Origin of the sequence: Paenibacillus roseus, assembly GCF_016424485.1 — a bacterium.
Lineage (GTDB): Bacteria > Bacillota > Bacilli > Paenibacillales > Paenibacillaceae > Paenibacillus_D > Paenibacillus_D roseus.
In genome coordinates this window covers 84,108-108,869 of the sequence record NZ_JAELUP010000016.1, presented here as the reverse complement: position 1 = coordinate 108,869, position 24,762 = coordinate 84,108, and the positions used below count along the sequence as shown (strand labels likewise).

At 48.9% G+C, this 24,762-nt stretch carries 22 protein-coding genes and 1 other annotated feature; all 22 genes read right to left on the bottom strand.

The window, feature by feature from the left end:
* Nucleotides 1-744 precede the first annotated feature (744 nt).
* Nucleotides 745-1,935: an elongation factor Tu gene (gene tuf / locus JFN88_RS06805; RefSeq protein ID WP_199018578.1), complete on the bottom strand. Its 1,191-nt coding sequence runs from the start codon at nucleotides 1,933-1,935 to the stop codon at nucleotides 745-747.
* A 102-nt stretch (nucleotides 1,936-2,037) separates the two neighbouring features.
* Nucleotides 2,038-4,116, bottom strand: coding sequence for an elongation factor G (gene fusA, locus JFN88_RS06800; RefSeq protein WP_199018577.1), 2,079 nt, complete (start codon nucleotides 4,114-4,116; stop codon nucleotides 2,038-2,040).
* A 28-nt stretch (nucleotides 4,117-4,144) separates the two neighbouring features.
* On the bottom strand, nucleotides 4,145-4,615 hold the full coding sequence (rpsG, locus tag JFN88_RS06795) for a 30S ribosomal protein S7 (protein ID WP_199018576.1): 471 nt from the start codon (nucleotides 4,613-4,615) through the stop codon (nucleotides 4,145-4,147).
* A 65-nt stretch (nucleotides 4,616-4,680) separates the two neighbouring features.
* Nucleotides 4,681-5,100, bottom strand: coding sequence for a 30S ribosomal protein S12 (gene rpsL / locus JFN88_RS06790; protein WP_199018575.1), 420 nt, complete (start codon nucleotides 5,098-5,100; stop codon nucleotides 4,681-4,683).
* A 142-nt stretch (nucleotides 5,101-5,242) separates the two neighbouring features.
* Nucleotides 5,243-5,473 carry a ribosomal L7Ae/L30e/S12e/Gadd45 family protein gene (locus JFN88_RS06785; protein WP_199018574.1) on the bottom strand — a complete coding sequence of 77 codons (231 nt, stop codon included), beginning with the start codon at nucleotides 5,471-5,473 and terminating at the stop codon, nucleotides 5,243-5,245.
* Between the two features lie 219 nt (nucleotides 5,474-5,692).
* Entirely contained in the window at nucleotides 5,693-9,286 is a 3,594-nt protein-coding gene (gene rpoC / locus JFN88_RS06780; protein WP_438943385.1) for a DNA-directed RNA polymerase subunit beta', read from the bottom strand.
* Nucleotides 9,287-9,373: 87 nt separating this feature from the next.
* Nucleotides 9,374-12,937, bottom strand: coding sequence for a DNA-directed RNA polymerase subunit beta (gene rpoB, locus JFN88_RS06775; protein ID WP_199018635.1), 3,564 nt, complete (start codon nucleotides 12,935-12,937; stop codon nucleotides 9,374-9,376).
* A 397-nt stretch (nucleotides 12,938-13,334) separates the two neighbouring features.
* Complete coding sequence (locus JFN88_RS06770) at nucleotides 13,335-13,934, bottom strand: class I SAM-dependent methyltransferase (protein WP_199018572.1); 600 nt, start codon at nucleotides 13,932-13,934, stop codon at nucleotides 13,335-13,337.
* A gap of 81 nt (nucleotides 13,935-14,015) precedes the next feature.
* On the bottom strand, nucleotides 14,016-14,378 hold the full coding sequence (gene rplL / locus JFN88_RS06765; RefSeq protein WP_199018571.1) for a 50S ribosomal protein L7/L12: 363 nt from the start codon (nucleotides 14,376-14,378) through the stop codon (nucleotides 14,016-14,018).
* A 47-nt stretch (nucleotides 14,379-14,425) separates the two neighbouring features.
* On the bottom strand, nucleotides 14,426-14,923 hold the full coding sequence (rplJ, locus tag JFN88_RS06760) for a 50S ribosomal protein L10 (protein ID WP_199018570.1): 498 nt from the start codon (nucleotides 14,921-14,923) through the stop codon (nucleotides 14,426-14,428).
* A 53-nt stretch (nucleotides 14,924-14,976) separates the two neighbouring features.
* Nucleotides 14,977-15,135, bottom strand: a sequence feature (ribosomal protein L10 leader region).
* A gap of 14 nt (nucleotides 15,136-15,149) precedes the next feature.
* Entirely contained in the window at nucleotides 15,150-15,842 is a 693-nt protein-coding gene (rplA, locus tag JFN88_RS06755; RefSeq protein ID WP_199018569.1) for a 50S ribosomal protein L1, read from the bottom strand.
* A gap of 104 nt (nucleotides 15,843-15,946) precedes the next feature.
* Nucleotides 15,947-16,372 (bottom strand): 50S ribosomal protein L11, encoded by a 426-nt coding sequence (gene rplK / locus JFN88_RS06750; protein WP_199018568.1) that lies wholly within the window; start codon nucleotides 16,370-16,372, stop codon nucleotides 15,947-15,949.
* Between the two features lie 109 nt (nucleotides 16,373-16,481).
* On the bottom strand, nucleotides 16,482-17,015 hold the full coding sequence (gene nusG, locus JFN88_RS06745; RefSeq protein ID WP_199018567.1) for a transcription termination/antitermination protein NusG: 534 nt from the start codon (nucleotides 17,013-17,015) through the stop codon (nucleotides 16,482-16,484).
* A 23-nt stretch (nucleotides 17,016-17,038) separates the two neighbouring features.
* Entirely contained in the window at nucleotides 17,039-17,248 is a 210-nt protein-coding gene (gene secE / locus JFN88_RS06740; RefSeq protein ID WP_199018566.1) for a preprotein translocase subunit SecE, read from the bottom strand.
* 17 nt (nucleotides 17,249-17,265) lie between these two features.
* Nucleotides 17,266-17,415 (bottom strand): 50S ribosomal protein L33, encoded by a 150-nt coding sequence (gene rpmG / locus JFN88_RS06735; RefSeq protein ID WP_081666981.1) that lies wholly within the window; start codon nucleotides 17,413-17,415, stop codon nucleotides 17,266-17,268.
* Nucleotides 17,416-17,888: 473 nt separating this feature from the next.
* On the bottom strand, nucleotides 17,889-18,539 hold the full coding sequence (sigH, locus tag JFN88_RS06730; protein ID WP_199018565.1) for an RNA polymerase sporulation sigma factor SigH: 651 nt from the start codon (nucleotides 18,537-18,539) through the stop codon (nucleotides 17,889-17,891).
* A gap of 250 nt (nucleotides 18,540-18,789) precedes the next feature.
* Nucleotides 18,790-19,311, bottom strand: a complete 522-nt coding sequence (locus tag JFN88_RS06725) for an NYN domain-containing protein (RefSeq protein ID WP_199018564.1) — start codon at nucleotides 19,309-19,311, stop codon at nucleotides 18,790-18,792.
* Nucleotides 19,312-19,314: 3 nt separating this feature from the next.
* Nucleotides 19,315-20,118 (bottom strand): 23S rRNA (guanosine(2251)-2'-O)-methyltransferase RlmB, encoded by an 804-nt coding sequence (gene rlmB, locus JFN88_RS06720; RefSeq protein WP_199018563.1) that lies wholly within the window; start codon nucleotides 20,116-20,118, stop codon nucleotides 19,315-19,317.
* The gene (locus tag JFN88_RS06715) at nucleotides 20,115-20,603 is read right to left on the bottom strand and encodes a Mini-ribonuclease 3 (protein WP_199018634.1); all 489 of its coding nucleotides are present in this window, start codon (nucleotides 20,601-20,603) and stop codon (nucleotides 20,115-20,117) included. Before JFN88_RS06715 ends, rlmB begins: the two co-directional genes overlap by 4 nt.
* Nucleotides 20,603-22,036, bottom strand: coding sequence for a cysteine--tRNA ligase (gene cysS, locus JFN88_RS06710; protein ID WP_199018562.1), 1,434 nt, complete (start codon nucleotides 22,034-22,036; stop codon nucleotides 20,603-20,605). The genes JFN88_RS06715 and cysS overlap by 1 nt, the downstream gene beginning before the upstream one ends.
* Nucleotides 22,037-22,039: 3 nt before the next feature.
* A complete protein-coding gene (gene cysE / locus JFN88_RS06705) occupies nucleotides 22,040-22,708 on the bottom strand; it encodes a serine O-acetyltransferase (protein WP_233167461.1) in 669 nt (222 codons plus the stop codon).
* A 531-nt stretch (nucleotides 22,709-23,239) separates the two neighbouring features.
* Nucleotides 23,240-24,703, bottom strand: coding sequence for a glutamate--tRNA ligase (gene gltX, locus JFN88_RS06700; RefSeq protein ID WP_199018561.1), 1,464 nt, complete (start codon nucleotides 24,701-24,703; stop codon nucleotides 23,240-23,242).
* Between the last annotated feature and the right edge of the window lie 59 nt (nucleotides 24,704-24,762).

Genomic DNA, 24,762 nt, shown 5'->3' with positions numbered 1-24,762 from the left:
CAATTGAGTATCGGACATACTCCGTGAGAAAACCCGACCATCGCCCCATGGCAAAGGGGCCGGGTGTGTCGGCAACCTCTCACATCATCGCACAGTCACAGACCAACGTTCACTATTATACAAAAAAGTCCGGGCGATTGCAACAAGATTTCATACTTTTATTATAGAAGCAGTTTGCAAGATATTTAATGTTTAAAATGCGGCTCAAAACCAGAATGAGCTTGACCTCTAGCATGAGGAAAGCTTATTCCGCCCTTATTTGCTTTTTTCGCGCCGTTTTCCCACACTTCGAATATTCTATCTTCATACCAGGTTTGAACCCTGTATATTCTAGCCTGAGCCCTCCTGACAGCTGTCCCAGAAAAGGATTGAACTTCACTGCCTCTCCCTTGAACAAATCCAGACTTTCAACTTTTAGTGTTTTGAAGTCGCTAACGGAATTTGAACATCCTGCCGCAAAAACAATAAGACGGTCAGCGTTACCATCATCGGGATAATTTTCTTCATTTATACTTCCTTTTTGTACACCTGATGATCAGAACCAACAGTAACATTATGATTCTGAAAATAGAGTTAACGCCAGCACAGCTCCCATCATATAATCCAACAACATTTTTTCGACATTGTCCATTTCATCATGAATAGAATGCATACCAAACATCTATCTTAAGTTTTTAAAAAAAAGAGCCTCCCCGAAAGAGGGAGGCTCTCTTTAACGTCAGCGCAGCTTATACTGCGGATGACTTATTTTTGAATGGAAGCAACAGCGCCAGCGCCTACAGTACGGCCGCCTTCGCGGATCGCGAAGCGAGTACCTTCTTCGATAGCGATTGGAGCGATCAGCTCAACAGTAACAGTGATGTTATCACCAGGCATTACCATTTCGCTACCTTCTGGCAGGTTGATGATACCAGTTACGTCAGTTGTACGGAAGTAGAACTGTGGACGGTATCCTGTGAAGAAAGGCTTGTGACGGCCACCCTCTTCTTTAGTCAGAACGTAGATTTGAGCAGTAAAGTTAGTGTGTGGTTTAACGGAACCTGGTTTGGAGATTACTTGACCACGCTCGATGTCTTTACGCTCAACACCACGAAGCAATGCACCGATGTTGTCACCAGCTTGAGCGGAATCCAGCAATTTGCGGAACATCTCTACGCCAGTACATACGGATTTGCGAGCTTCTTCAGCCAGACCAACGATTTCAACCTCGTCACCGACTTTAACAGTACCACGCTCAACGCGGCCAGTAGCAACTGTACCACGACCAGTGATTGTGAACACGTCCTCAACTGGCATCAAGAAAGGCTTGTCAGTGTCGCGCTCAGGAGTTGGGATGTATTGGTCAACTTGCTCGAACAATTCAACGATTTTCTCAGCCCAAGGGCCTTCTGGGTTTTGCAGCGCTTCACGAGCAGCGCCACGGATGATTGGAGTGTCATCGCCTGGGAACTCATATTCGTTCAGCAGGTCGCGAACTTCCATTTCAACCAGTTCCAGAAGCTCTTCGTCTTCAACCATGTCACATTTGTTCAAGAATACTACGATGTAAGGAACACCTACTTGCTTGGACAGCAGGATGTGCTCACGAGTTTGTGGCATTGGGCCGTCAGCAGCGGATACTACCAGGATAGCTCCGTCCATTTGAGCAGCACCAGTGATCATGTTTTTAACGTAGTCGGCGTGACCTGGGCAGTCAACGTGTGCATAGTGACGGTTAGGAGTTTCGTACTCAACGTGAGCAGTAGAGATTGTGATACCGCGCTCGCGCTCTTCTGGTGCTTTATCGATTTGGTCAAAAGCGATAGCTGCGCCACCGTATTTTTTAGAAAGAACGGTAGTGATGGCAGCTGTCAGAGTAGTTTTACCATGGTCAACGTGACCAATTGTACCGATATTAACGTGCGGTTTATTACGTTCAAATTTAGCCTTTGCCATTGAACTTAATCCTCCTTAATAGTTAGGAATTATATGTGTGGGCCAGACAAAAGCGTTTAAGCTGATGCCAGGCCAAGTTCACTTTTCAAAGTCTCAAAACAATTAGTTTCCGCCTTTGTTTTTGGAGACAATTTCATCAGAGATCGATCTAGGAACTTCTTCGTAGTGAGAAAGTTCCATTGCAAACACACCGCGTCCTTGAGTACCGGAACGAAGCGTTGTGGAGTAACCGAACATCTCTGCCAAAGGCACCTTAGCACGGATAATTTGTGCGCCTGCACGGGAATCCATACCTTCGATGCGACCGCGACGGGAGTTCAGCATACCCATTACGTCACCCATGTACTCTTCAGGAACTGTAACTTCAACTTTCATGATTGGCTCAAGCAGACATGGATTACATTTATCTTTCGCTGCTTTAAGCGCCATGGAACCCGCGATTTTAAACGCCATCTCGGAGGAGTCAACATCATGGTAAGATCCATCAACGATTCTGGCTTTGATATCAACGAGCGGGAAGCCGGCGAGAACACCGTTCTTCATAGACTCTTCAATACCCGCCTGAACAGCAGGAACATACTCACGTGGTACAACACCACCGACGATTTTGTTTTCAAATATGAATCCTGTACCTGGCTCTTGAGGTTCGAACTCGATCCAAACGTGACCGTATTGACCGCGACCACCGGACTGACGAACGAATTTACCTTCAACTTTAGCAGGAGCACGGAATGTCTCGCGGTAAGCAACCTGTGGTTTACCAACATTGGTTTCCACTTTAAACTCGCGAAGCAGACGGTCAACGATGATCTCAAGGTGAAGCTCACCCATACCAGCAATAATCGTTTGATTTGTCTCTTCGTCTGTGTAAGCGCGGAAAGTTGGATCTTCCTCAGCAAGCTTGGAGAGTCCGATACCCATTTTGTCCTGGTCGGCTTTCGTTTTTGGCTCAATGGCAATCTCGATAACCGGCTCAGGGAAGTTCATGGACTCAAGAATAACCGGATGTTTCTCATCACAGAGCGTATCACCTGTAATTGTGTCTTTCAGACCAACTGCAGCTGCGATATCTCCGGAGTAAACTTCGGAAATCTCTTGACGGCTGTTCGCGTGCATCTGGAGGATACGTCCAATTCTTTCGCGTTTGCCTTTAGTAGCATTGAGCACGTAGGAACCGGAACTAAGAACACCGGAATACACACGGAAGAACGTCAATTTACCCACGAACGGGTCAGTAGCGATTTTGAACGCCAATGCTGCGAACGGTTGATCGTCAGCAGATTTGCGAACAGTTTCTGTTCCGTCTTCAAGAACACCCTTGATGTCTGGAACGTCGATTGGAGCAGGCAGATAATCTATAACAGCGTCCAATACGAATTGCACACCTTTGTTGCGGTAGGAAGAACCGCATACTACCGGGAAGATTTTAACTTCAACTACACCTTTGCGCAGTGCAGCCTTGATCTCAGGGATCGTTATCTCTTCGCCTTCAAGATACTTCATTGTAAGCTCTTCGTCAAGCTCGGCTACTTTTTCAACCAGCTCAAGGCGAAGCTCTTCAACTTTATCTTGCAGATCGGCAGGGATTTCGACTTCTTCCGGTTCTTTACCCAGATCGTCTTTATACTTGTAAGCTTTGCGCTCGACGATGTCTACCAGACCAACGAAGTCATTCTCAGCACCGATAGGAAGCTGAATTGCCACTGCGTTAGCTTGAAGACGATCACGCATGCTTTGAATTACATTCAGGAAATCTGCGCCGATGATGTCCATTTTATTGACATAAGCAATACGCGGAACACCATAGCGGTCAGCCTGACGCCATACGGTTTCAGACTGAGGCTCTACGCCCTCTTTCGCACTGAAAACCCCAACGGCCCCGTCCAATACGCGAAGGGAGCGTTCAACTTCAACTGTGAAGTCAACGTGACCCGGAGTATCAATGATATTGATGCGGTGACCTTTCCATTGAGCGGTAGTCGCAGCGGAAGTAATCGTGATTCCGCGCTCCTGCTCCTGCTCCATCCAGTCCATCGTAGCAGCACCTTCGTGCACCTCTCCGATTTTATGGGTACGGCCTGTGTAGAACAGGATCCGTTCGGTAGTTGTCGTTTTACCGGCATCGATATGCGCCATGATACCTATGTTGCGCGTATCTTTCAAGGAGAACTCTCTAGCCATGATTTTGTCTCCTTTCGTGTTTTAAATCCTACCAGCGGTAATGTGCAAACGCTCTGTTCGCATCCGCCATTTTGTGTGTATCTTCACGTTTTTTCACGGAAGCACCGGTGTTGTTGGATGCATCGATAATTTCAGCAGCCAAACGTTCCACCATAGTTTTTTCACCGCGGTTGCGCGAGTAGTTCACGAGCCAGCGGAGACCAAGCGCAGTACGGCGCTCAGGCTTAACCTCGATTGGCACCTGATAGTTAGAACCGCCGACACGGCGAGCTTTAACTTCAAGCACAGGCATAATGTTTTTAATCGCAACTTCAAACACTTCCATTGGTTCATTACCGGTACGTTCTTTGATCAGGCTGAACGCATCATAAAGAATAGTTTGTGCTACGCCGCGCTTACCATCGATCATGATACGATTGATTAAACGCGTAACAAGCTTGCTATTGTATACCGGATCTGGAAGCACATCCCGCTTTGTAACTGGACCTTTACGTGGCATTGAGGAAGTCCCCCTTTCTTCAAATAGTCAAATTATTTCACACCATGGACAATGTCCAAGTTAGATTACTTTTTCTCTTTCGGACGCTTCGTACCGTATTTGGAACGAGCTTGTTTGCGGTTATTAACACCAGCAGTATCAAGCGCACCGCGAACGATATGATAACGTACCCCCGGAAGATCCTTAACCCGGCCTCCACGAACCAATACCACGCTGTGCTCTTGCAAGTTGTGTCCGATTCCGCCAATGTAGGCCGTTACCTCAACACGGTTAGTCAAACGTACCCGCGCATATTTCCGCAAAGCGGAGTTCGGTTTTTTCGGAGTCATTGTACCTACACGAGTACACACACCGCGCTTTTGCGGGGAGCTTTGTCCGGTTTCTTCACGTCTCAACGCGTTGAACCCTCTTTGAAGTGCAGGAGATTTGGATTTCACAACTTTAGCCTGACGGCCTTTGCGAACGAGCTGATTAATTGTTGGCATGCTGCCACCCCCTTCCTTTAATTCACCATGAACATTGCCTTGCCTTATAAAGTTTAAGCCCACAGACCCAGGCGGTTCATTAAAAAACAAAACAAAAGTTTCTACCAGTTAAACCTTAAAGGAACCGGCAAAAACAGTTCTTTCATTCTTCATCAGGAATCCATGCAGCCATGGCGGCTCCTACTTCAATCCCGCACTTGATGCCGAGATTTTTCATAGTGTCTACCCGGATCACATCGATACCCGCTTGCAAGCTGATTTGCACGACTTTATGCGTTAGTTGCGGGTCTGCATCTTCAGCGACATATATAGCCGCAGCCTCGCGCTGCTCAACTGCCTTGGCTGTCTGCTTCGTGCCAATCTTAAATGCCATGGCAACTCATCCTTATACTATCTAATGTAAAATCAAGTACAGAATAATCCACACATTTAGGCACACTCCGCTATATTAGCATCTCTCATCCCCTGATGTCAAGGGATTTCATGAACCACATATGTGAAGTGTAGCAAACCACTCAATAATACCAGATAAAAGGGATGCAGGTCAAGACAAGCTTCGTCTCTCCCTGCACCCCCGGGAACTGTTACATGATTAGGATTCTACCGGAATGCTTTCAAGCTGCACTTCACCAGCAGCGGTATCCTCTTCCATGCCTGCAAAGCGAACGCTGCGGTAGCGGTTCATGCCCGTGCCTGCCGGAATCAGCTTACCAATAATAACGTTCTCTTTCAAGCCAAGGAGTTGGTCAACCTTGCCTTTGATAGCTGCGTCTGTAAGAACGCGGGTTGTCTCCTGGAAGGAAGCAGCGGAGAGGAAAGAATCCGTCTCCAGCGACGCCTTGGTAATACCAAGGAGTACCGGTTTGGCGACAGCTGGCTCTTTGTCAGTCAGAATCGCTTCACGGTTGGCTGCCTCGTATTCATGAATATCAACGAATGCGCCAGGAAGCAATGTCGTATCTCCGGCATCTACGATGCGGATTTTACGAAGCATTTGCTTGATCATAACTTCAACGTGCTTGTCGTTAATTTCCACACCCTGATTACGGTAAACGCGTTGAACCTCTTGCAGGATGTAGTTTTGAACGCCACGGATACCTTTAATACGCAGCATATCCTTCGGATCGATCGAACCGTCTGTCAGCTCATCCCCGGCTTCAATCTGCTGTCCTTCGGTTACACGGATACGCGATCCATAAGTAACAGAGTATACTTTGGATTCCGCTTCACCTTGAACTTCGATTTCACGGCGGTCTTTCGCTTCACGGATTTCTTTAACGACACCGTCAAGCTCGGTAATAATCGCTTGACCTTTCGGATTCCGGGCTTCGAAGAGCTCCTGAATCCGCGGAAGACCTTGCGTAATATCGTCTCCGGCAACACCACCGGTATGGAACGTACGCATCGTCAACTGGGTTCCAGGCTCACCGATCGATTGGGCAGCGATAATGCCTACTGCTTCTCCGATCTCTACATGTTTGCCTGTAGCCAGGTTGCGGCCATAACAGATTTTGCAGACGCCGTGGCGGGCACGGCAGCTAAGCACAGAGCGAATTTGCAGACGCTCTACGCCGGCTTCAATGATCGCGTCGGCTTTGTTGGAATCAATCAACTCATTGCGGTTGACAATGATTTCGCCAGTTTTAGGGTGGCGAAGCGTCTCGAAGGAGTAACGGCCTTCAATACGGTCGAACAGATCCTCAATAACCTCTTTACCATCCTGAATTTTGCCGACGGAGAAGCCTTTGTCCGTACCACAGTCATCTTCACGAACGATAACATCCTGAGCTACATCAACCAGGCGACGAGTCAGGTAACCGGAGTCGGCTGTACGAAGAGCCGTATCCGCGAGACCTTTCCGCGCTCCGTGCGTGGAAATAAAGTATTCCAATACCGTCAGACCTTCACGGAAGTTCGATTTGATCGGCAACTCGATAATACGACCGGACGGGTTCGCCATGAGACCGCGCATACCGCCAAGCTGTGTAATCTGGGATTTGTTACCCCGTGCCTTCGAATCTACCATGAGCATGATGGAATTATAGCGGTCCATCGATTTCATCAGAATATCGGTAATTTGATCCTTGGCTTTACTCCAGATGCCGATAACACGGTCATAACGCTCTTCGTTGGTAATCAGACCACGACGGTACTGATTCGTAACGACTCTGACCTTCTCATCGGACTCTACAAGAATCTGATCCTTCTCCTGCGGAACGATAACGTCCGAAACAGCGATCGTAATTCCCGCTTTGGTCGAATAAGTAAAGCCGAGTTGCTTGATTTTATCCAAAATAATCGAGGTTTGTGTCGTATGGTAAATACGGAAACACTCGCCGATAATTTGGCCCAGGTACTCTTTGCCGACTGCGCCAGCGGTTGCAAGAGACTGCATAAACTCTTGCAAATCCGTACCTTTTTGGGTAATGAAATATTTTTCCGGAGTTCCGTTCAACAAGTTAGCTTTGGAAGCTTCATTGATGTACGGGAACGTATCCGGGAAGATTTCGTTAAAGATTACTTTACCGACAGTTGTGGCAATCAGAGAATTCTGCTGCTCTTCAGTAAAGGTTTTCTTCTTGAGTACTTTAACTGGAATAACAATTCTCGCATGCAAGGAAACAATACCCCGCTGGTACGCCGAGATTGCCTCGTTAACGGTTCCGAATACGGAACCAGAACCTTTGGCCTCCATGTTATCCATTGTCAAATAGAAGCTTCCCAGAACCATATCCTGTGAAGGCGTAACAACCGGCTTGCCGTCCTTAGGGTTAAGGATGTTGCCTGATGCAAGCATCAGCAAACGGGCTTCTGCCTGCGCCTCAGCGGACAATGGCACGTGAACCGCCATCTGATCACCGTCAAAATCGGCGTTGTACGCTGTACAAACAAGCGGATGCAGCTTGATTGCACGCCCTTCAACCAGGATCGGTTCGAAGGCCTGGATACCTAGTCTGTGAAGCGTAGGGGCACGGTTCAGCAGAACCGGATGCTCCTTGATAACTTCCTCCAGCACATCCCATACCTCAGGGCTTACACGCTCAACTTTGCGTTTTGCACTCTTGATATTATGAGCAAGTCCTTTATTTACAAGCTCCTTCATTACAAAAGGCTTGAACAGCTCTAACGCCATTTCTTTCGGCAGACCGCACTGATACATTTTCAGGCTTGGTCCGACAACGATAACCGAACGGCCGGAATAGTCTACACGTTTACCGAGCAAGTTCTGACGGAAGCGCCCTTGTTTACCTTTGAGCATATGGCTAAGCGATTTCAGCGGACGGTTGCCCGGTCCGGTTACCGGACGACCCCTGCGGCCGTTATCGATAAGCGCATCGACTGCTTCCTGGAGCATCCGCTTTTCATTTTGAACGATAATATCCGGAGCTCCCAGATCAAGCAGGCGCTTCAGACGGTTATTGCGATTGATTACACGGCGGTACAGGTCGTTCAAGTCAGAAGTTGCAAAACGTCCACCGTCCAATTGCACCATCGGGCGCAGCTCCGGTGGGATAACCGGCAGCACATCAAGAATCATCCACCCTGGCTCATTGCCGGAATTGCGGAACGCTTCGATTACTTCGAGGCGCTTGATTGCGCGGTTACGTCTTTGTCCCTGGGCTGTTCGCAACTCTTCCTTCAATGTATCCAGCTCGCGCTCTACATCGATATCTTGCAGCAGCTTCTTAACAGCTTCAGCACCCATACCAGCCTGGAAGCCATAACCGTATTTCTCACGGTAGCTGCGGTACTCCTTCTCGGAAAGCAGTTGCTTCTTCTCAAGCGGTGTATCGCCTGGATCTGTTACGACATAGGAAGCGAAGTAGATGATCTCCTCAAGTGAACGAGGAGACATATCCAGCGCCAGCCCCATGCGGCTCGGGATTCCTTTGAAATACCAGATGTGAGAGACAGGAGCGGCAAGCTCAATGTGACCCATACGCTCACGGCGAACCTTGGCACGCGTTACTTCAACGCCGCAGCGATCGCAGACTACGCCTTTGTAACGGACACGCTTGTATTTACCGCAGTGACATTCCCAGTCTTTCTGAGGTCCGAAGATCTTTTCGCAGAAAAGACCTTCTTTCTCAGGTTTCAACGTACGATAGTTTATCGTTTCCGGCTTTTTGACTTCCCCGCGAGACCAGGAACGAATCTTGTCAGGGGAGGCCAAACCGATTTTCATATACTCGAAGTTGTTAACGTCCAACAAGGAGCAACCCTCCTTAAGTCTGTGTCAGTACACTTTCGTACCCTTGCATCCAAAGCTCTGTTACTCGACGCCTACTTCTGCTCCTTCAAGGTTCAGGTTCAGCTTGTCACCCGTACTATCATCTTCATCATCGATTTCTTTCATTTCGATCTCTTCTTCGTTCTCGGTCAGAATTTTGACATCCATACCCAAGCTTTGAAGCTCTTTAATCAAAACTTTAAACGATTCCGGCACGCCTGGCTCCGGCACGTTCTCGCCTTTGACGATCGACTCATAGGTTTTCACCCGTCCGACTACATCATCGGATTTCACCGTCAAAATTTCCTGCAGGGTATAGGCGGCGCCGTATGCCTCAAGCGCCCATACCTCCATCTCCCCGAAGCGCTGTCCACCGAACTGCGCTTTACCGCCGAGCGGCTGCTGCGTAACGAGAGAGTAAGGACCTGTGGAACGGGCATGAATTTTATCATCAACCATGTGCGCCAGTTTGATCATATACATGACGCCAACTGTAACTTCACGCTCGAACGATTCACCCGTTCTTCCGTCATACAGAATGGTTTTACCGTTGCGCTGCATTCCGGATTCTTCCATTGTATCGAATACGTCATACTCTCGCGCTCCATCGAATACCGGGGTAGCAGCGTGAATACCTAAATGTTTGCAAGCCATGCCAAGGTGGACTTCCAGCACCTGACCGATGTTCATCCGAGAAGGTACCCCCAGCGGGTTCAGGACGACTTCAACCGGCGTTCCGTCCGGCAGGAACGGCATATCCTCTTCCGGCAAAATGCGCGCGATAACCCCTTTGTTACCGTGGCGTCCAGCCATTTTATCTCCCTCGGAGATTTTACGCTTCTGAGCGATATAAGCACGTACCAGCTGATTAACCCCTGGCGGCAGTTCATCGCCATTTTCACGAGTAAATACTTTTACGTCAACGACGATACCATCCGTACCATGCGGCACACGCAGCGAGGTATCACGCACTTCACGCGCCTTCTCACCGAAGATCGCATGCAGGAGACGTTCCTCAGCCGTCAGTTCCGTAACCCCTTTAGGCGTTACTTTACCAACAAGAATATCGCCTGCGCTAATTTCCGCACCAACGCGGATAATTCCGCGCTCGTCGAGATTTTTGAGCGCTTCTTCCCCTACGTTCGGAATATCGCGCGTAATTTCTTCCGGCCCAAGCTTCGTATCACGGGCTTCGGACTCATATTCCTCGATATGAATAGAGGTGTAAACATCCTCTTTAACAAGCTTCTCGCTAAGCAAGATCGCATCCTCGTAGTTGTAGCCCTCCCAAGTCATGAAGGCAACGACAACGTTGCGGCCAAGCGCCAATTCGCCCATCTCCGTGGAAGGTCCGTCTGCAAGGATCGTGCCCTTCTTGACGAACTCGCCCTTGCGGACAATCGGACGCTGGTTAATGCAAGTTCCCTGGTTGGAACGCATGAACTTATGGAGCTTATGCTTCACAAGATCACCGGTGATTTGCTTGCCGTCAACCGTTTCAATGCGGCGAAGCTGAACTTCATTAGCAGTTACACGCTCAATGACGCCATCGTACTTAGATACGATACACACACCGGAGTCCTTGGCGGACTTATGTTCCATACCTGTACCAACAAGCGGTGCCTTCGGAATGAGGAGCGGCACAGCCTGCCGCTGCATGTTCGATCCCATGAGCGCACGGTTGGAGTCGTCATTTTCAAGGAACGGAATGAGCGCTGTCGCCACAGAAACAACCTGCTTCGGCGATACGTCCATATAGTCAACACGCTCGCTCGGCATTGTCAGAATGTTATCCGCCTGCTTGTTATAACGGACGATAACATTCTCTTCCGCAAACTTACCTTCGGAGGTCAGCTGCGCGTTCGCCTGGGCGATAACGTAGTTGTCTTCCTCGTCTGCCGTCAGATAAGCAATTTGTTTAGTGACAATACTCGTCTTCGGATCTACCCAGCGGTAAGGCGCTTCAATGAACCCATACTCATTAATTCGGGCAAATGTAGACAAGGAGTTGATCAGACCGATATTCGGTCCCTCCGGCGTCTCGATCGGACACATACGACCGTAGTGAGAGTGGTGAACGTCGCGGACTTCAAAGCCTGCGCGCTCACGCGTCAAACCGCCGGGTCCGAGTGCGGACAATCTCCGTTTATGGGTCAGTTCCGCAAGCGGGTTCGTCTGGTCCATAAACTGCGAGAGCTGGGAGCTTCCAAAAAACTCTTTAATTGATGCGATAACAGGACGAATATTGATCAAAGCTTGCGGCGTGATCGCATTCGCGTCCTGGATGGACATCCGCTCGCGAACGACTCTCTCCATACGAGAGAGACCGATGCGGAACTGGTTCTGCAGAAGCTCTCCGACAGAACGCAGACGACGGTTGCCCAGGTGATCGATATCATCCGTGCTTCCAACCCCGTGAAGAAGGTTAAGGAAGTAGTTAATGGACGAAATAATATCGGCCGGCGTAATATGTTTAACGGCTTTGTCAATAATACCGTTGGCAATGACTTTGATAATTTTACCGTCTTCGTTCGGCGAGAATACGCTGATGGTTTGAAGAGGAATACTACTAGCATCCATAACGCCGCCGGCGACATGGTATGTCTTGAAGCCTACGTTCTTCTCCAATAACGGCAAAATCTCATCGAGCAGGCGGCGGTCAATCATTTGTCCGCTTTCCGCGAGAATTTCTCCTGTAGCCGGATCTATCAATGTTTCAGCTAGACGCTGATTGAACAGACGGTTTTTGATATGAAGCTTTTTATTAATCTTATAGCGGCCTACATTCGCTAGATCATAACGCTTTGGATCAAAGAAGCGCGCAACAAGCAAGCTCTTCGCATTATCCAGAGTTGGCGGCTCGCCTGGGCGAAGACGCTCATAGATTTCAATCAGCGCTTTATCGGTAGAGTCCGTGTTATCCTTATCCAGCGTATTGCGGATGTACTCGTCATGTCCGAGCAAATCCAGAATTTCGGCATCTGTGCCAAAGCCCAGAGCACGAAGCAGTACCGTCACCGGGATTTTACGCGTACGGTCGATCCGAACGTATACGATATCCTTGGCATCGGTCTCCAACTCAAGCCAGGCGCCGCGGTTAGGAATAACGGTTGCCGTATAAGTCTTTTTGCCGTTCTTGTCGACCTTCGTGCTGAAGTACACGCTGGGTGAGCGCACCAATTGGCTGACGATAACCCGTTCCGCTCCGTTAATAATAAAGGTTCCTGTCTCGGTCATCAGCGGGAAGTCGCCCATAAACACTTCTTGTTCCTTCACTTCGCCGGTCTCTTTGTTAATCAGGCGCACCTTAACGCGCAATGGAGCGGCGTACGTGACGTCGCGTTCTTTTGACTCGTCAACCGAATACTTCGGCTCACCCAAACTGTAATCGATAAATTCCAGCGACAAATTACCCGTAAAATCCTGGATCGGCGAAATATCTTGAAACAATTCGAGCAAGTCACGATCCAAGAACTTTTCATACGATTTTTGCTGAATTTCAATCAGGTTCGGGACCTCTAGCACCTCGTTAATGCGAGCATAGCTTCTGCGCGTGCGTCGGCCATACTGAACAAGTTGTCCTGCCAACTTAACCTCACCCCTCATGTCTGCTTCAACGCTCAAGTCTTGTCAAAACCAAGAACCAGGCGTATACATTTATCACTGTCAACTTATATCAACAGCGCATATGAATAAATAAAAGAAAGCATCTTTGAAAACAGGCACTTTCTTACATCCCAATAAAGAAAAGCCCTTATCGAAGTAGTTCGAAAAAAGAGCATGTTTCTCAGCGGTCGGCGCGGCATAGTTGCCGCATGATCTCATATCAAGTAATTTTGCCCAAAATCTAAACATTATACGTTAAATGCAAAAATTTTATGCATAGTTGCCTCTAAAAAATAGCACTTGACATTTTAGCGAACTAAAGAGTTTTCGCCTATCATAATACTGACATTTTATAATAATACCACAAACAGCAACATGAGTCAAATCTTTTTCGTGCCTACTGTTTGACCGCCCGATAAATCCGATAGCCCTTGTCTTTGGTTACTTCTTCGATCCTCTCAAACAAAGTTTCCAGCTTTGCAAGCGCAGAAGGCGCTCCTTGTTTCTTTTGGATGACCACCCACATCTCCCCACCTGGGTTGAGCAAAGACCATCCCTCTTCAAAAATCTGATGCACTGTTGATTTTCCTGCACGAATTGGCGGATTAGTCAGGATAACGTCGAATTTTCGGTCTTTAACCGCCTCAAACAAATCGCTATGGATAACTGTGGCATTCCGTACCCCGTTTAATGCCGCATTTTCCTTTGCCAGTTCGACGGCCCGCTCATTAATGTCAATCATCGTTACGCTCCCTTGCGGGACAAGCGATGCCGCCGCTATTCCAATCGGCCCGTAACCACAACCAACATCGAGCACCGCTGCCGAAGCATTCAGTGTTATCGATTCGATTAGTACCTGGCTTCCGTAATCAACCCCTGCTTTGGAGAACACTCCGGCGTCCGTTGCGAAACGATATTTTTGCCCCCTCAGAACTGCCTCATGCATCCGACGATCATGCTTTACGCCAGGTTTTTGTGTGTAGTAGTGGTCCGACATAAATTCCCTCCTTTTTGAGGAACAAGCGTAAGCAAACCCCTTGAAGCGAGGCCTCAAGGGGTTTGCTATGAGTTCAAGCTATTACTTCACTTCTACAGCAGCGCCAGCTTCTTCAAGCTTAGCTTTGATAGCTTCAGCATCCTCTTTGGATACTTTTTCTTTAATTGGTTTTGGTGCGTTGTCAACAACGTCTTTAGCTTCTTTCAAGCCCAGACCAGTGATTTCGCGAACGACTTTGATAACGTTGATTTTGGAAGCGCCAGCGCTAGTCAAGATTACGTCAAACTCAGTTTGCTCAACAACTTCTGCTGCTCCGCCGCCAGCAATAACAGCTACTGGAGCTGCAGCAGTTACGCCGAATTCTTCTTCGATTGCTTTTACGAGATCGTTCAGTTCAAGAACGTTCATGCCTTTGATTGCTTCTAAGATTTGCTCTTTACTCATGGTTGAACCTCCATAGTTTTAATTTGAATTGTTATGCAATACAAACATTAAGCTTCTTGCTTTTCAGCAACTGCTTTAACTGCAAGCGCGAAGTTGCGAACTGGTGCTTGAAGCACACTGAGCAACATCGACAGCAAGCCTTCGCGGGATGGAAGATCTGCAAGCGCCTTGATCTGATCCACTCCAACAACTTGACCTTCGAGTACGCCGCCTTTTACTTGCAGAGCCTCGTTCTTTTTCGCGAAGTTGCTCAAAATTTTAGCTGGAGCAACAACATCGTCTTTAGCAAATGCAATTGCAGTTGGGCCTGTCAGAACTTCATCAAGCTGAGTCAGTTCGCTAGCAGCAGTAGCGCGGCGAATCAAAGAGTTTTTCAACACTTGGAACTCAACGCCAGCTTCGCGCAACTGTTTACGAAGTTCAGTAACCTGCGCAACGTTCAGGCCACGGTAGTCGGCAACAACCGTGCTTCTGCTCTCACGCAGCTTCGCAGCAATCTCTTCAACAGCTTGTTGTTTTTCTTGAATGATTTTTGCGTTAGCCAAGCTTTACACCTCCTGTGAAATTTGTACAAACCGTAAAGGTTACCTGATCCGATTCCGTGCATGAAAAAGGCCTTCGCAACCGAGCGAAGGCCATGATTACGTCATGTATCAACGCTGCGCACAGCACTGCTACATAACCTATATATCATAACACCTCGGTAGGAAATTAAGCATATAGCACCTACTGTCTACGGCATGCATGTTCAATTGTTAAAGCGAATTTCTATTAACGGTAAGCAGCTGTGTTAACACGAGCGCTTGGTCCCATTGTGGAAGAAACCGCGATGTTTTTCAGGTAAACACCTTTTGCAGCAGCCGGCTTAGCACGGTTCAATGCATCGATCAGGGAACGAAGGTTTTCGTTCAACTGCTCTTCGCTGAATGATACTTTGCCGATTGGAGCATGGATTTGACCTGCTTTGTCAAGACGGTACTCGATTTTACCAGCCTTAATCTCTTGAACTGCTTTAGCAACGTCAAACGTTACTGTACCAGCTTTAGGGTTTGGCATCAAACCTTTACCCCCGAGAATACGACCCAGTTTACCAACTTCCGCCATCATGTCCGGTGTAGCTACGCAAACGTCGAATTCGAACCAGCCTTGCTGAATTTTGTTGATCATGTCAGCATCGCCCACATAATCTGCTCCAGCCGCTTCGGCTTCCTTCACTTTCTCACCTTTTGCGAATACAAGAACACGTTTGGTTTTACCAGTTCCGTGAGGCAGTACAACTACGCCACGAACAGCCTGGTCTTGCTTCCGAGGGTCAACGCCCAGACGGACGGCAACTTCTACGGACTCATCAAATTTAGCAGATGCTGCTTTTTTAACCAGTTCAATCGCTTGAGGCGGCTCATAAGTTGCTTCGCTGTTGAACAACTTAACAGCTTCTTGATATTTCTTGCCACGCTTTGCCATTTAAAACTCCTCCTTATGTGGTCATAGCGGAAAATCCTCCTAATCGGATGATCCTCCCACGCAAGCGAACACGATTGTTCGCCCGGCAATCACTGCTAAATCAATTAGTCAGTAATTGTAACACCCATACTACGGGCAGTACCTTCGATCATCAACATTGCCGCTTCAACAGAAGCTGCGTTGAGATCGGGCATTTTTTGCTCAGCGATTTCGCGAACTTTCGCACGAGAAACGGAAGCAACTTTCTTTTTGTTCGGCTCACCGGAACCTTTTTCAATTCCTGCAGCTACACGAAGAAGAACTGCTGCCGGTGGTGTTTTTGTTTCGAACGTGAAGGAACGATCCTCAAACACTGAAATAACAACCGGAATAATCAATCCCGCTTGATCTGCTGTACGAGCGTTAAACTCTTTACAGAATGCCATGATGTTTACACCTGCTTGACCAAGCGCTGGACCGATCGGCGGAGCCGGGTTCGCTTTACCTGCTGGTACTTGCAGTTTCACCAATTTGATGACTTTTTTTGCCATGTTGCACACCTCCTTGCCCTAAAGTGTGGTCAGACGGGACAACTTGCGCCTTTCCCTCCCACCATCGCAGCTGCACGGTAGCAAACTGCGACCATCAGAAAACCGGATATTATATCTTCTCCACTTGAGTGTAATCCAGCTCAAGCGGGGTTTCCCTGCCAAACATGTTAACATGAACCTTCAGTTTGCTCTTGTCCAGCAAAATTTCTTCCACTGTACCGACAAAATTAGCGAAAGGTCCAACTTTAACGCGAACCGATTCCTTCAGATCGAACTCGATCACCGGCTTCGGCTCTTCAATACCCATATGCTTCAGAATTTGGTCTACCTCTTCTGGAAGCAAGGCAGTTGGCTTTGAGCCTGATCCTGTAGATCCGACAAAACCTGTTACCCCAGGCGTATTGCGAACAACGTACCACGAATCGTCGGTTTGAACCATTTCAACAAGAACATAGCCAGGGTAAACTTTACGCATGACCGTCTTCTTTTTACCGTCCTTGTTGACGATTTCTTCCTCCATCGGAACGAGAACGCGAAAAATCTTGTCCTCCATCCCCATGGACTCAACCCGTTTTTCCAGATTCGTTTTCACCTTATTCTCATAGCCCGAATACGTGTGAACTACGTACCATCTTTTTTCCATAACAAGCCACCTTTTGACACTTCTTAATCAATCAGCTCGACCAGTCTAGAGATCCCGATGTCAAGAAGCCAAAAGTAAATGCCGACGGCCACAACTGTAACTAGCACTACAATTGTATAGCTTGTCAACTCCTTACGATTTGGCCAGCGAACTTTCTTAAGCTCCGCCCAGCTGTCCGCAAAGAAGGCAAACGACGAGCCAAAACCCTGCTTCATCTTAGCTAGAAATGCCACGTCCACACCTCCATTAACTATCGAGTCTCGCGATGAGGAGTATGCTCGTTACAAAACTTGCAGAACTTCTTCATCTCGATGCGGTCGGGGTGATTCCGTTTGTTTTTGTTGGTCGTGTAGTTCCTTTGCTTACAGTTTGTACATGCCAACGTAATAATTACCCGCATTCAAGTACACCTCCCGAAACTAACCATCTCAATCTCAAAGCATGTCGATCACTTGCATAAACGTTTATGTTGAATCCGAAGATTCAAAACCCGTTCAAAACATATGCATATTTTGGGCTACCTAAAACACTTTATCACAATCGCCATACCATGTCAACGAGAAAGTGGTCCGGACAAATGCCCCTCAGCCCTTGACCTGTCTGCTATCCGAGGCTCCCTGCGTCTCTCAATAGCATTTCCAATTTTCCCTAGTTTTATAGCCTGACAGGATAATTTAGTTGGTCATATGAAATTGAACGAGTGAAATGCTCGTGTGAAAAGTCCTTATACCTAAGACAAAACAAAAAAAGACCCGAACCCGAGCCTTCTGTCTCCATCAACATGGCAGCACAAGCGCGAATCCGCAGAAGCGCGCAGGCTGCATCATTCCAAAATCGCAATCGACGATTACATTCAATTTTCCAAAACAGTTGCTAGCCGGACACATCCCGAATTTCAAGATAACGCTCCAGCTTGCGCTTGACACGCTGCAAAGCATTATCAATCGATTTCACATGCCGATCCAAATCAACCGCAATCTCCTGATAGGAACGTCCGTCCAGATAGAGACGAAGCACCTTGCGCTCCAAATCGCTCAATATTTCAGCCAGCTTATCTTCCAGCCCGACAAATTCCTCTTGATTAATAATTAATTCTTCCGGGTCGGATACACGGGAGCCACAGATGACGTCAAGGAGAGTACGATCCGAATCCTCGTCGTAGATGGGCTTATCCAAAGACACATAAGAATTAAGAGGAATATGCTTCTGCCTTGTCGCCGTCTTGATGGCGGTAATAATCTGTCTTGTTATGCACAATTCTGCAAAAGCTTTGAATGAAGCCAGCTTGTCTCCTTTGAAGTCGCGGATGGATTTGTACAGGCCAATCATGCCCTCCTGAACAATATCTTCCCGGTCGGCTCCGATAAGGAAATAAGAGCGCGCCTTGGCCCTGACGAAGTTCTTGTACTTGTTGATCAAGTACTCCAGGGCTATACCGTCGCCTTCACGGACTGCTTCAACGACATCTTCATCCGTTCTGCAATCATATTCGTGTACATTCAATTCTCTGAGGTCGATGCTCACTAACTATCCCTCCGGCCTGCAAGGCATACATTGCTCTGACCTAGCAACGAATAATCTAGCGTAAAGGTGGCTGCTGCCGTCTGATAGAACTCTCATCGTCCACAGCAAATAAAGCGATCAAAATACTGGTATTTCATAGAAATCAATAATTATACATAGAGTCAGTATACATTATGTAACCTAACCCCGTCAATAAGGAAGCTTTTGAAAATAACCAAAATATACATTTAATTGTATAAAAAGAAAAACCTTATTCTCCTCTGCGCATTTTTTCAAGCCGGCTCCATACATCCAGGCTGACAATGTCATCGAGCGAATTGCGCTTGTTCGTATTCTCTGACTTTACCTTCGTGTTAATCGCCTTCTGGTTCTGCTCAATGTTGATCAGCAGTTCCCGGGCGGATACGCGCAATGCGCCTTTGCCAAAAGCAACGTGCTGCTCAACCAGATCCGAGGTAGCAACATAAATGTTGCGCCCTCTTCTGGTCAGCTCCACCACGAGCCGCTCAATGCATTCGTCGGCTGTCTCCTTCTCCTTGGTATACAGCACAGTCAACTGATGCTGATGGTAGGAAGCGCCAAGCCCCGGAACCTGATGCGCGTCAAAAATAACGTAGATCTGCATCCCTGTAAACCCCTGATAGTCAGCCAGAAGATCAAGCAGACGATCGCGCGCCTCCTCTAGACCAACCTCCTTTAGTCGTTCCAGGTCAGGCCAGGCGCCTATGATATTGTATCCGTCCACAAGAAGGATGTCACGATGCCGGCTCATGACTTACTCACTCTGCACTGCCGGGCTTGTAGCCAACTTTGCCTGGTTCCCCGCCTGTCCGAGCCGCTGCCGTACAACTTCATACATCAATACGCCGGCAGCAACTGATGCATTCAGCGAATTCAGCTTGCCCAGCATCGGCAGTTTGACCAGAAAGTCGCATTTTTCCTTGATGAGCCTGCCCATTCCTTTGCTCTCATTGCCGATAACAAGACCCAGCGGCATATTAAAATTGGCCTGATAGACATCGCCCTTGGCAGCCACATCGGCACCTGCGATCCAAACTCCCTCTTCCTTTAACCGGTCAATCGTCTGAGCCATATTGGTGACGCGGGCTACCAGCACGTGCTCGGCTGCACCAGCCGACGTCTTGGACACCGTTGCATTGAGGGAAGCCGATCTCCGCTTGGGAATGATAACCCCGTGTACGCCCGTGCATTCTGCAGTCCGCAGAATGGAACCCAGATTATGCGGGTCTTCAATCTCATCCAGCAGCAGAATAAGCGGCTCTTCGCCTTTGGAGCGGGCATACGCCAGCAATTCATCTATTTCGGCATAGCGGTATGCCGCAACTTGCGCTGCAACCCCCTGATGCTGTACACCGCCGGACACTTGATCCAGCTTGCGCTTGTCCACATTTTGAATGACGATGCCAAGTTTCTTCGCTTCGGTTATAATCGGGAGCACCGCATGTTTCTGCGCTTGCTCGGCAATCAAAATTTTATTGATCTCTCTGCCGGACCTCAGCGCTTCCAGCACGGGATGCTTGCCTGCAATCCAATCTTCCTGTTTTTCCTGTTCTGTCATGTGTTCTCCTCCTCTTCGTGCGCAGCGGTCGAAGTTCTTTGTATCGCAATGTCAAGCAGCTCATGTATGCGCTCGCTGCGCTGCTGATAGTATAAGTAACCGAACAGGCACTCTAATGCAGTAGCTTGGCGATAATCATGCGGGTCTGCATTTTTCGGCGGATTTCCACTCTTAGCATTGCGCCCACGCCGCACGATGTCCGCCTCTTCTTCCGTAAGCGCCGGCATCAGTCTTTGCAGAAGCGCGCACTGAGCCTTCGCTGAGACCCGAGAGATTGCTTCCTTGTGCAAATGATGCAGCTTGTGGTTAGGCTGTGAAATCAGATACTGGCGAATTAGCAGTTCAAACACAGCGTCGCCGATATAAGCAAGCACGACCGGGCTGAGCTGGTTCGGCTCCTTGGCAGGGGAATGAAACCACAGTCCTGCGCGCGTTTCCTCCACACCTGCCAGAACTCCTGCAACTCTTACATTCTCGTTATCCATCATTTGCGCCGCCAGCGAATACCCTGAGGCGTATCCTCAAGCAGGATGCCTTGGTCTGCCAGCGCATCTCTGATCTCATCGGCGCGTGCCCAATTTTTCGTCCGGCGCGCTTCAATGCGCTCCTCAATCAAGCGGTCTACCTCTTCATCCAGAAGTTCTGGTTGCGCTTGCGGCAGCGGCAGCACGCCAAGCGCATCGTCAAACTTGCGCAGCTTCGCCAACAACGTCTTGAGCACCACCGCTTCGGCAACCTCCCGCTGCAAATACTGGTTCGCTTCATTCACCAGTTCAAAGACAGCCGTAATTGCATCCGGCGTATTGAAATCGTCGCTCATTTTGCTGTGGAAAGCCGCTTCAATCTCCTCAAGCCGCGCCAGCACAGCTTCTCTTGCTTCAAGACCAATAGCGGACGGTTCCTGATGAGCCAAACTACCCAGCGCCTGCAGCCGGTGCTCCAGATTAGCTTCGCAGTTGGCTATCCGATCCACACTGCTTTGAGCTTGCTCTATGGTGAGATCATTAAAGTTAAGCGGGCTGCGATAATGGGTCGAGAGCATAAAGTAACGGATTGCCTGTGGCTTTGCCCGCTCCAGCAACACCCTTACCGTGATGCCGTTGCCGAGAGATTTCGACATTTTTTTATTATCAATATTGATATACCCGTTATGCATCCAGTAGTTGGCCAGCGGATGACCTGTGCAGGACTCCGATTGAGCTACCTCGCACTCATGATGCGGGAACTGCAGATCAGCCCCTCCGCCGTGGAGATCAAGCGTATCACCCAAATATTTGCGCGCCATGGCCGAGCATTCAATATGCCAGCCTGGACGTCCCGGCCCCCATGGACTATCCCACTTGATCTCACCCGGTTTTGCACCTTTCCACAGCACAAAATCCTGGGCGCTCTCCTTCCGCTCGCCGATTTCAATCCGAATTCCCATCTGCAGTTCTTCAATGTTCTGGTGGGACAGTTTGCCGTAGTCTTCGAAGGATGATGTCCGGAAATAGACGTCGCCTTCACTGGCATAAGCTGCACCCTTATCAACAAGCTCTGAGATAAGATCAATAATCTCCGGAATATTTTCCGTGACCCTTGGATTGCCTGTCGCTTGCCTTACTCCCAAAGCGGCAACATCTTCATTGAATGCGTCAATAAAGGTTTGGGCAACTTCCGGCACGGTGGCGCCCATTTGTTCTGCCTTGCGGATCAACTTGTCATCTACGTCCGTGAAATTCATAATATAATTGACTTCATAGCCGCTCAACTCCAGGTAACGGCGCACCGTATCAAAGAAAATCACCGGTCTTGCGTTCCCGATATGAATGTAATCGTAAACGGTAGGACCACATACATACATTTTCACTTTACCCGGCTCCTGTGTAACAAAAGCCTCTTTCTCACGGCTCAATGTATTATAAATATAAACAGTCATTCGTCACTCTCCTCCGCTGCCTACCGGCTGCCTGGCTTTATCCTTCATTCTTTCCACTTGTTCCCTCATCTCATCCAGCTCTGCCTGAAGCTGGCGGCAGGTGTCAACAACCGGATCGGGCAGATGGCTATGATCCAAACGGTCGGCAACCCGTCGGCCGTTGCTCCGCACGATTTTCCCGGGAATTCCGACAACGGTGCTGAACGGCGGCACCTCCCGAACGACAACCGAATTGGCCCCGATACTGGAGCCTTCGCCGACCGTAAAGCTGCCAAGCACTTTCGCACCCGAACCTATGACAACATGATCGCCGATAGTCGGATGCCGCTTGCCTTTCTCTTTCCCCGTTCCCCCAAGTGTAACGCCTTGATAAATCACGACATCATCTCCGATTATACAGGTCTCCCCAATGACAACCCCCATCCCATGGTCGATAAAGAACCGCTCTCCGATTACCGCTCCCGGGTGAATCTCGATACCTGTGAAGAAACGGCTGATCTGTGACACCATGCGGGCCAAGGTGAAGCAGCGTTTCCGGTACAAAAAGTGAGCGATGCGATGCGACCAGATGGCATGCAATCCTGAATACGTGAAGATAACTTCAAACTTGCTGCGCGCCGCAGGATCATTCTCAAAAACGGCCTGAATATCTGACTTGAAACTCCTGAACATCGCACGCCCCCCTTTACAATACGCTTCTTGCCATATACTGTTGCCTCGCTTCATGATGTACAAGCGAACTTTCCAGGAACCAAAACGCAGGCTTCAGCATACAGATCTCTTTTTATATAATAAAAAAACGCCCCGCAGCACTTGGCTGCGAAGACGTATGATCGTGGTTCCACTCCGCTTTCGGGCGAAAACAGCCAGACCTGTTCCGTCCCTTTATGCCCTGTAACGCGGACTTGACGTTGCCGCCTACCCCGAATCAACCAGCCGACTGAGACGGCAAATTGTATTCGGATCGGAGCAAGGCTCCCAGGTGCATTTTTCGTCTTGGGAACTAGACAACTTCCAGCCTGGCGCATCTGAATATACTTCAAGAAGCATGCAGGGTTTCACGCGCCGGTTGTCCTCTCTGAGAATCCCTTCAAAACGTACTTTTCCTGTTCAAAGCCTTCACTATGAAAATGTATCGAAACGCTGTTCATTCTTAATGACCCTAGTATAACTGTTTAGATTAGGGTTGACAAGAACAAACCATCAACCCAGGCGGGTACCTAATCTTGCCAGCACCTTTTGCTTGCCGAGCAAGCGAATGGTCTCATTCAAATCCGGTCCATGAGTCTGTCCTGTCAGCGCAGCACGGATCGGCATAAATAATTGCTTGCCCTTGAAGCCTGTCTCCTGCTGTACCGCCTTGATCATCGCCTTGATTGCATCCGCAGAAAACTCGGCGTCTCCTGCCGCTTCAATCTGGCCGGAGAAAGCCGACAGTACAGCCGGAACTTGTTCTTCGACCAATACAGCTGCCGCCTCTGCTTCATCCGCCGGGCCTTCGCGGAAGAACAGCTCGGTCAGTTCCACGATATCCGCCGCGCTGCGCAGTTTGTCCTGATAAAGCCCAATCAGACTGGTAACCCAATCGTACTCGGCTGTATCCAGCTCTGCACCGACTTTGCCAGCCTTCTGCAGATGAGGCAAGCACAGGCCGACTACGCGGGGCAACTCCGCCTTTTTAAGATATTCATTATTCATCCAGGCCAGCTTCTGAGTATCAAAAACAGCAGGACTCTTGCTCAGGCGGGAAGCGTCGAAAATGTCCGTCAGTTCTTCCCGGGTGAAAATCTCCTGCTCCCCTTCCGGCGACCAGCCAAGCAGAGCAATAAAGTTGAACAGCGTCTCCGGCAAATAGCCAAGATTATCATACTGCTCGATGAATTGAATGATGGACTCGTCACGCTTGCTGAGCTTCTTGCGCTGCTCATTAACGATAAGCGTCATATGGCCGAACTGCGGCGGCTCCCAGTCCAGTGCCTCATAAATCATCAATTGCCGCGGCGTATTGGAGATGTGGTCTTCGCCTCGCAGGACGTGGCTGATTTCCATCTTGTAATCATCGATGACAACTGCGAAGTTGTAGGTTGGGATACCATCTTTCTTCACAATAACAAAGTCGCCCATCTCCACGGTATCAAAGCTGATTTCACCTTTGACCATATCGTTAAAGGTATAACGTCTGCCCTCCGGAACGCGGAAGCGGACACTTGGCACACGGCCTTCCGCTTCAAAGCTGCGGCGCTGCTCCTCGGTCAGATCACGGTGACGGCCCGAATAGCGAGGCGTCTCTCCGCGTGCAAGCTGCTCCTCGCGCTCCTGCTCCAGCTCCTCTTCCGTGCAGTAGCAGTAATAAGCCAGCCCTTTCTCCAGCAGTTCCTCGTAATATACGCGGTAAATATCCAGACGCTCGGTCTGCCGGTAAGGACCGTAACCACCGCCTACATCGATGCTCTCATCCCAGCTAATGCCCAGCCACTTCAAATACGTCAACTGATTTTCTTCGCCGCCCACTACATTTCTCTTAACGTCCGTATCCTCAATGCGAATAATCATCTTGCCGCCATGCTTGCGCGCAAACAAATAGTTGAACAATGCGGTACGCGCATTGCCGATATGTAAATGTCCGGTAGGCGAAGGTGCATACCGTACTCTCACTTCCTGTGCCATTCTCGTTGCCTCCCCTGATTTTTAAGAGTATACGTCCTGTGTGCGCTATTGCACAGAAT

Coding starts and splice junctions, on each gene's coding strand:
- cysE (WP_233167461.1), bottom strand. CDS start 22,708: ATGTTCAGGAGTTTCAAGTCAGATATTCAGGCCGTTTTTGAGAATGAT.
- tuf (WP_199018578.1), bottom strand. CDS start 1,935: ATGGCAAAGGCTAAATTTGAACGTAATAAACCGCACGTTAATATCGGT.
- rpoB (WP_199018635.1), bottom strand. CDS start 12,937: ATGAGGGGTGAGGTTAAGTTGGCAGGACAACTTGTTCAGTATGGCCGA.
- rplL (WP_199018571.1), bottom strand. CDS start 14,378: ATGAGTAAAGAGCAAATCTTAGAAGCAATCAAAGGCATGAACGTTCTT.
- rpoC (WP_438943385.1), bottom strand. CDS start 9,286: ATGAAAATCGGTTTGGCCTCCCCTGACAAGATTCGTTCCTGGTCTCGC.
- cysS (WP_199018562.1), bottom strand. CDS start 22,036: ATGACTGTTTATATTTATAATACATTGAGCCGTGAGAAAGAGGCTTTT.
- JFN88_RS06725 (WP_199018564.1), bottom strand. CDS start 19,311: ATGAGCCGGCATCGTGACATCCTTCTTGTGGACGGATACAATATCATA.
- fusA (WP_199018577.1), bottom strand. CDS start 4,116: ATGGCTAGAGAGTTCTCCTTGAAAGATACGCGCAACATAGGTATCATG.
- JFN88_RS06770 (WP_199018572.1), bottom strand. CDS start 13,934: ATGTCGGACCACTACTACACACAAAAACCTGGCGTAAAGCATGATCGT.
- rplA (WP_199018569.1), bottom strand. CDS start 15,842: ATGGCAAAGCGTGGCAAGAAATATCAAGAAGCTGTTAAGTTGTTCAAC.
- rpsL (WP_199018575.1), bottom strand. CDS start 5,100: ATGCCAACAATTAATCAGCTCGTTCGCAAAGGCCGTCAGGCTAAAGTT.
- JFN88_RS06785 (WP_199018574.1), bottom strand. CDS start 5,473: ATGGCATTTAAGATTGGCACGAAGCAGACAGCCAAGGCAGTTGAGCAG.
- JFN88_RS06715 (WP_199018634.1), bottom strand. CDS start 20,603: ATGGATAACGAGAATGTAAGAGTTGCAGGAGTTCTGGCAGGTGTGGAG.
- rplK (WP_199018568.1), bottom strand. CDS start 16,372: ATGGCAAAAAAAGTCATCAAATTGGTGAAACTGCAAGTACCAGCAGGT.
- rlmB (WP_199018563.1), bottom strand. CDS start 20,118: ATGACAGAACAGGAAAAACAGGAAGATTGGATTGCAGGCAAGCATCCC.
- nusG (WP_199018567.1), bottom strand. CDS start 17,015: ATGGAAAAAAGATGGTACGTAGTTCACACGTATTCGGGCTATGAGAAT.
- rpsG (WP_199018576.1), bottom strand. CDS start 4,615: ATGCCACGTAAAGGTCCAGTTACAAAGCGGGATGTGCTTCCAGATCCG.
- rpmG (WP_081666981.1), bottom strand. CDS start 17,415: ATGCGGGTAATTATTACGTTGGCATGTACAAACTGTAAGCAAAGGAAC.
- gltX (WP_199018561.1), bottom strand. CDS start 24,703: ATGGCACAGGAAGTGAGAGTACGGTATGCACCTTCGCCTACCGGACAT.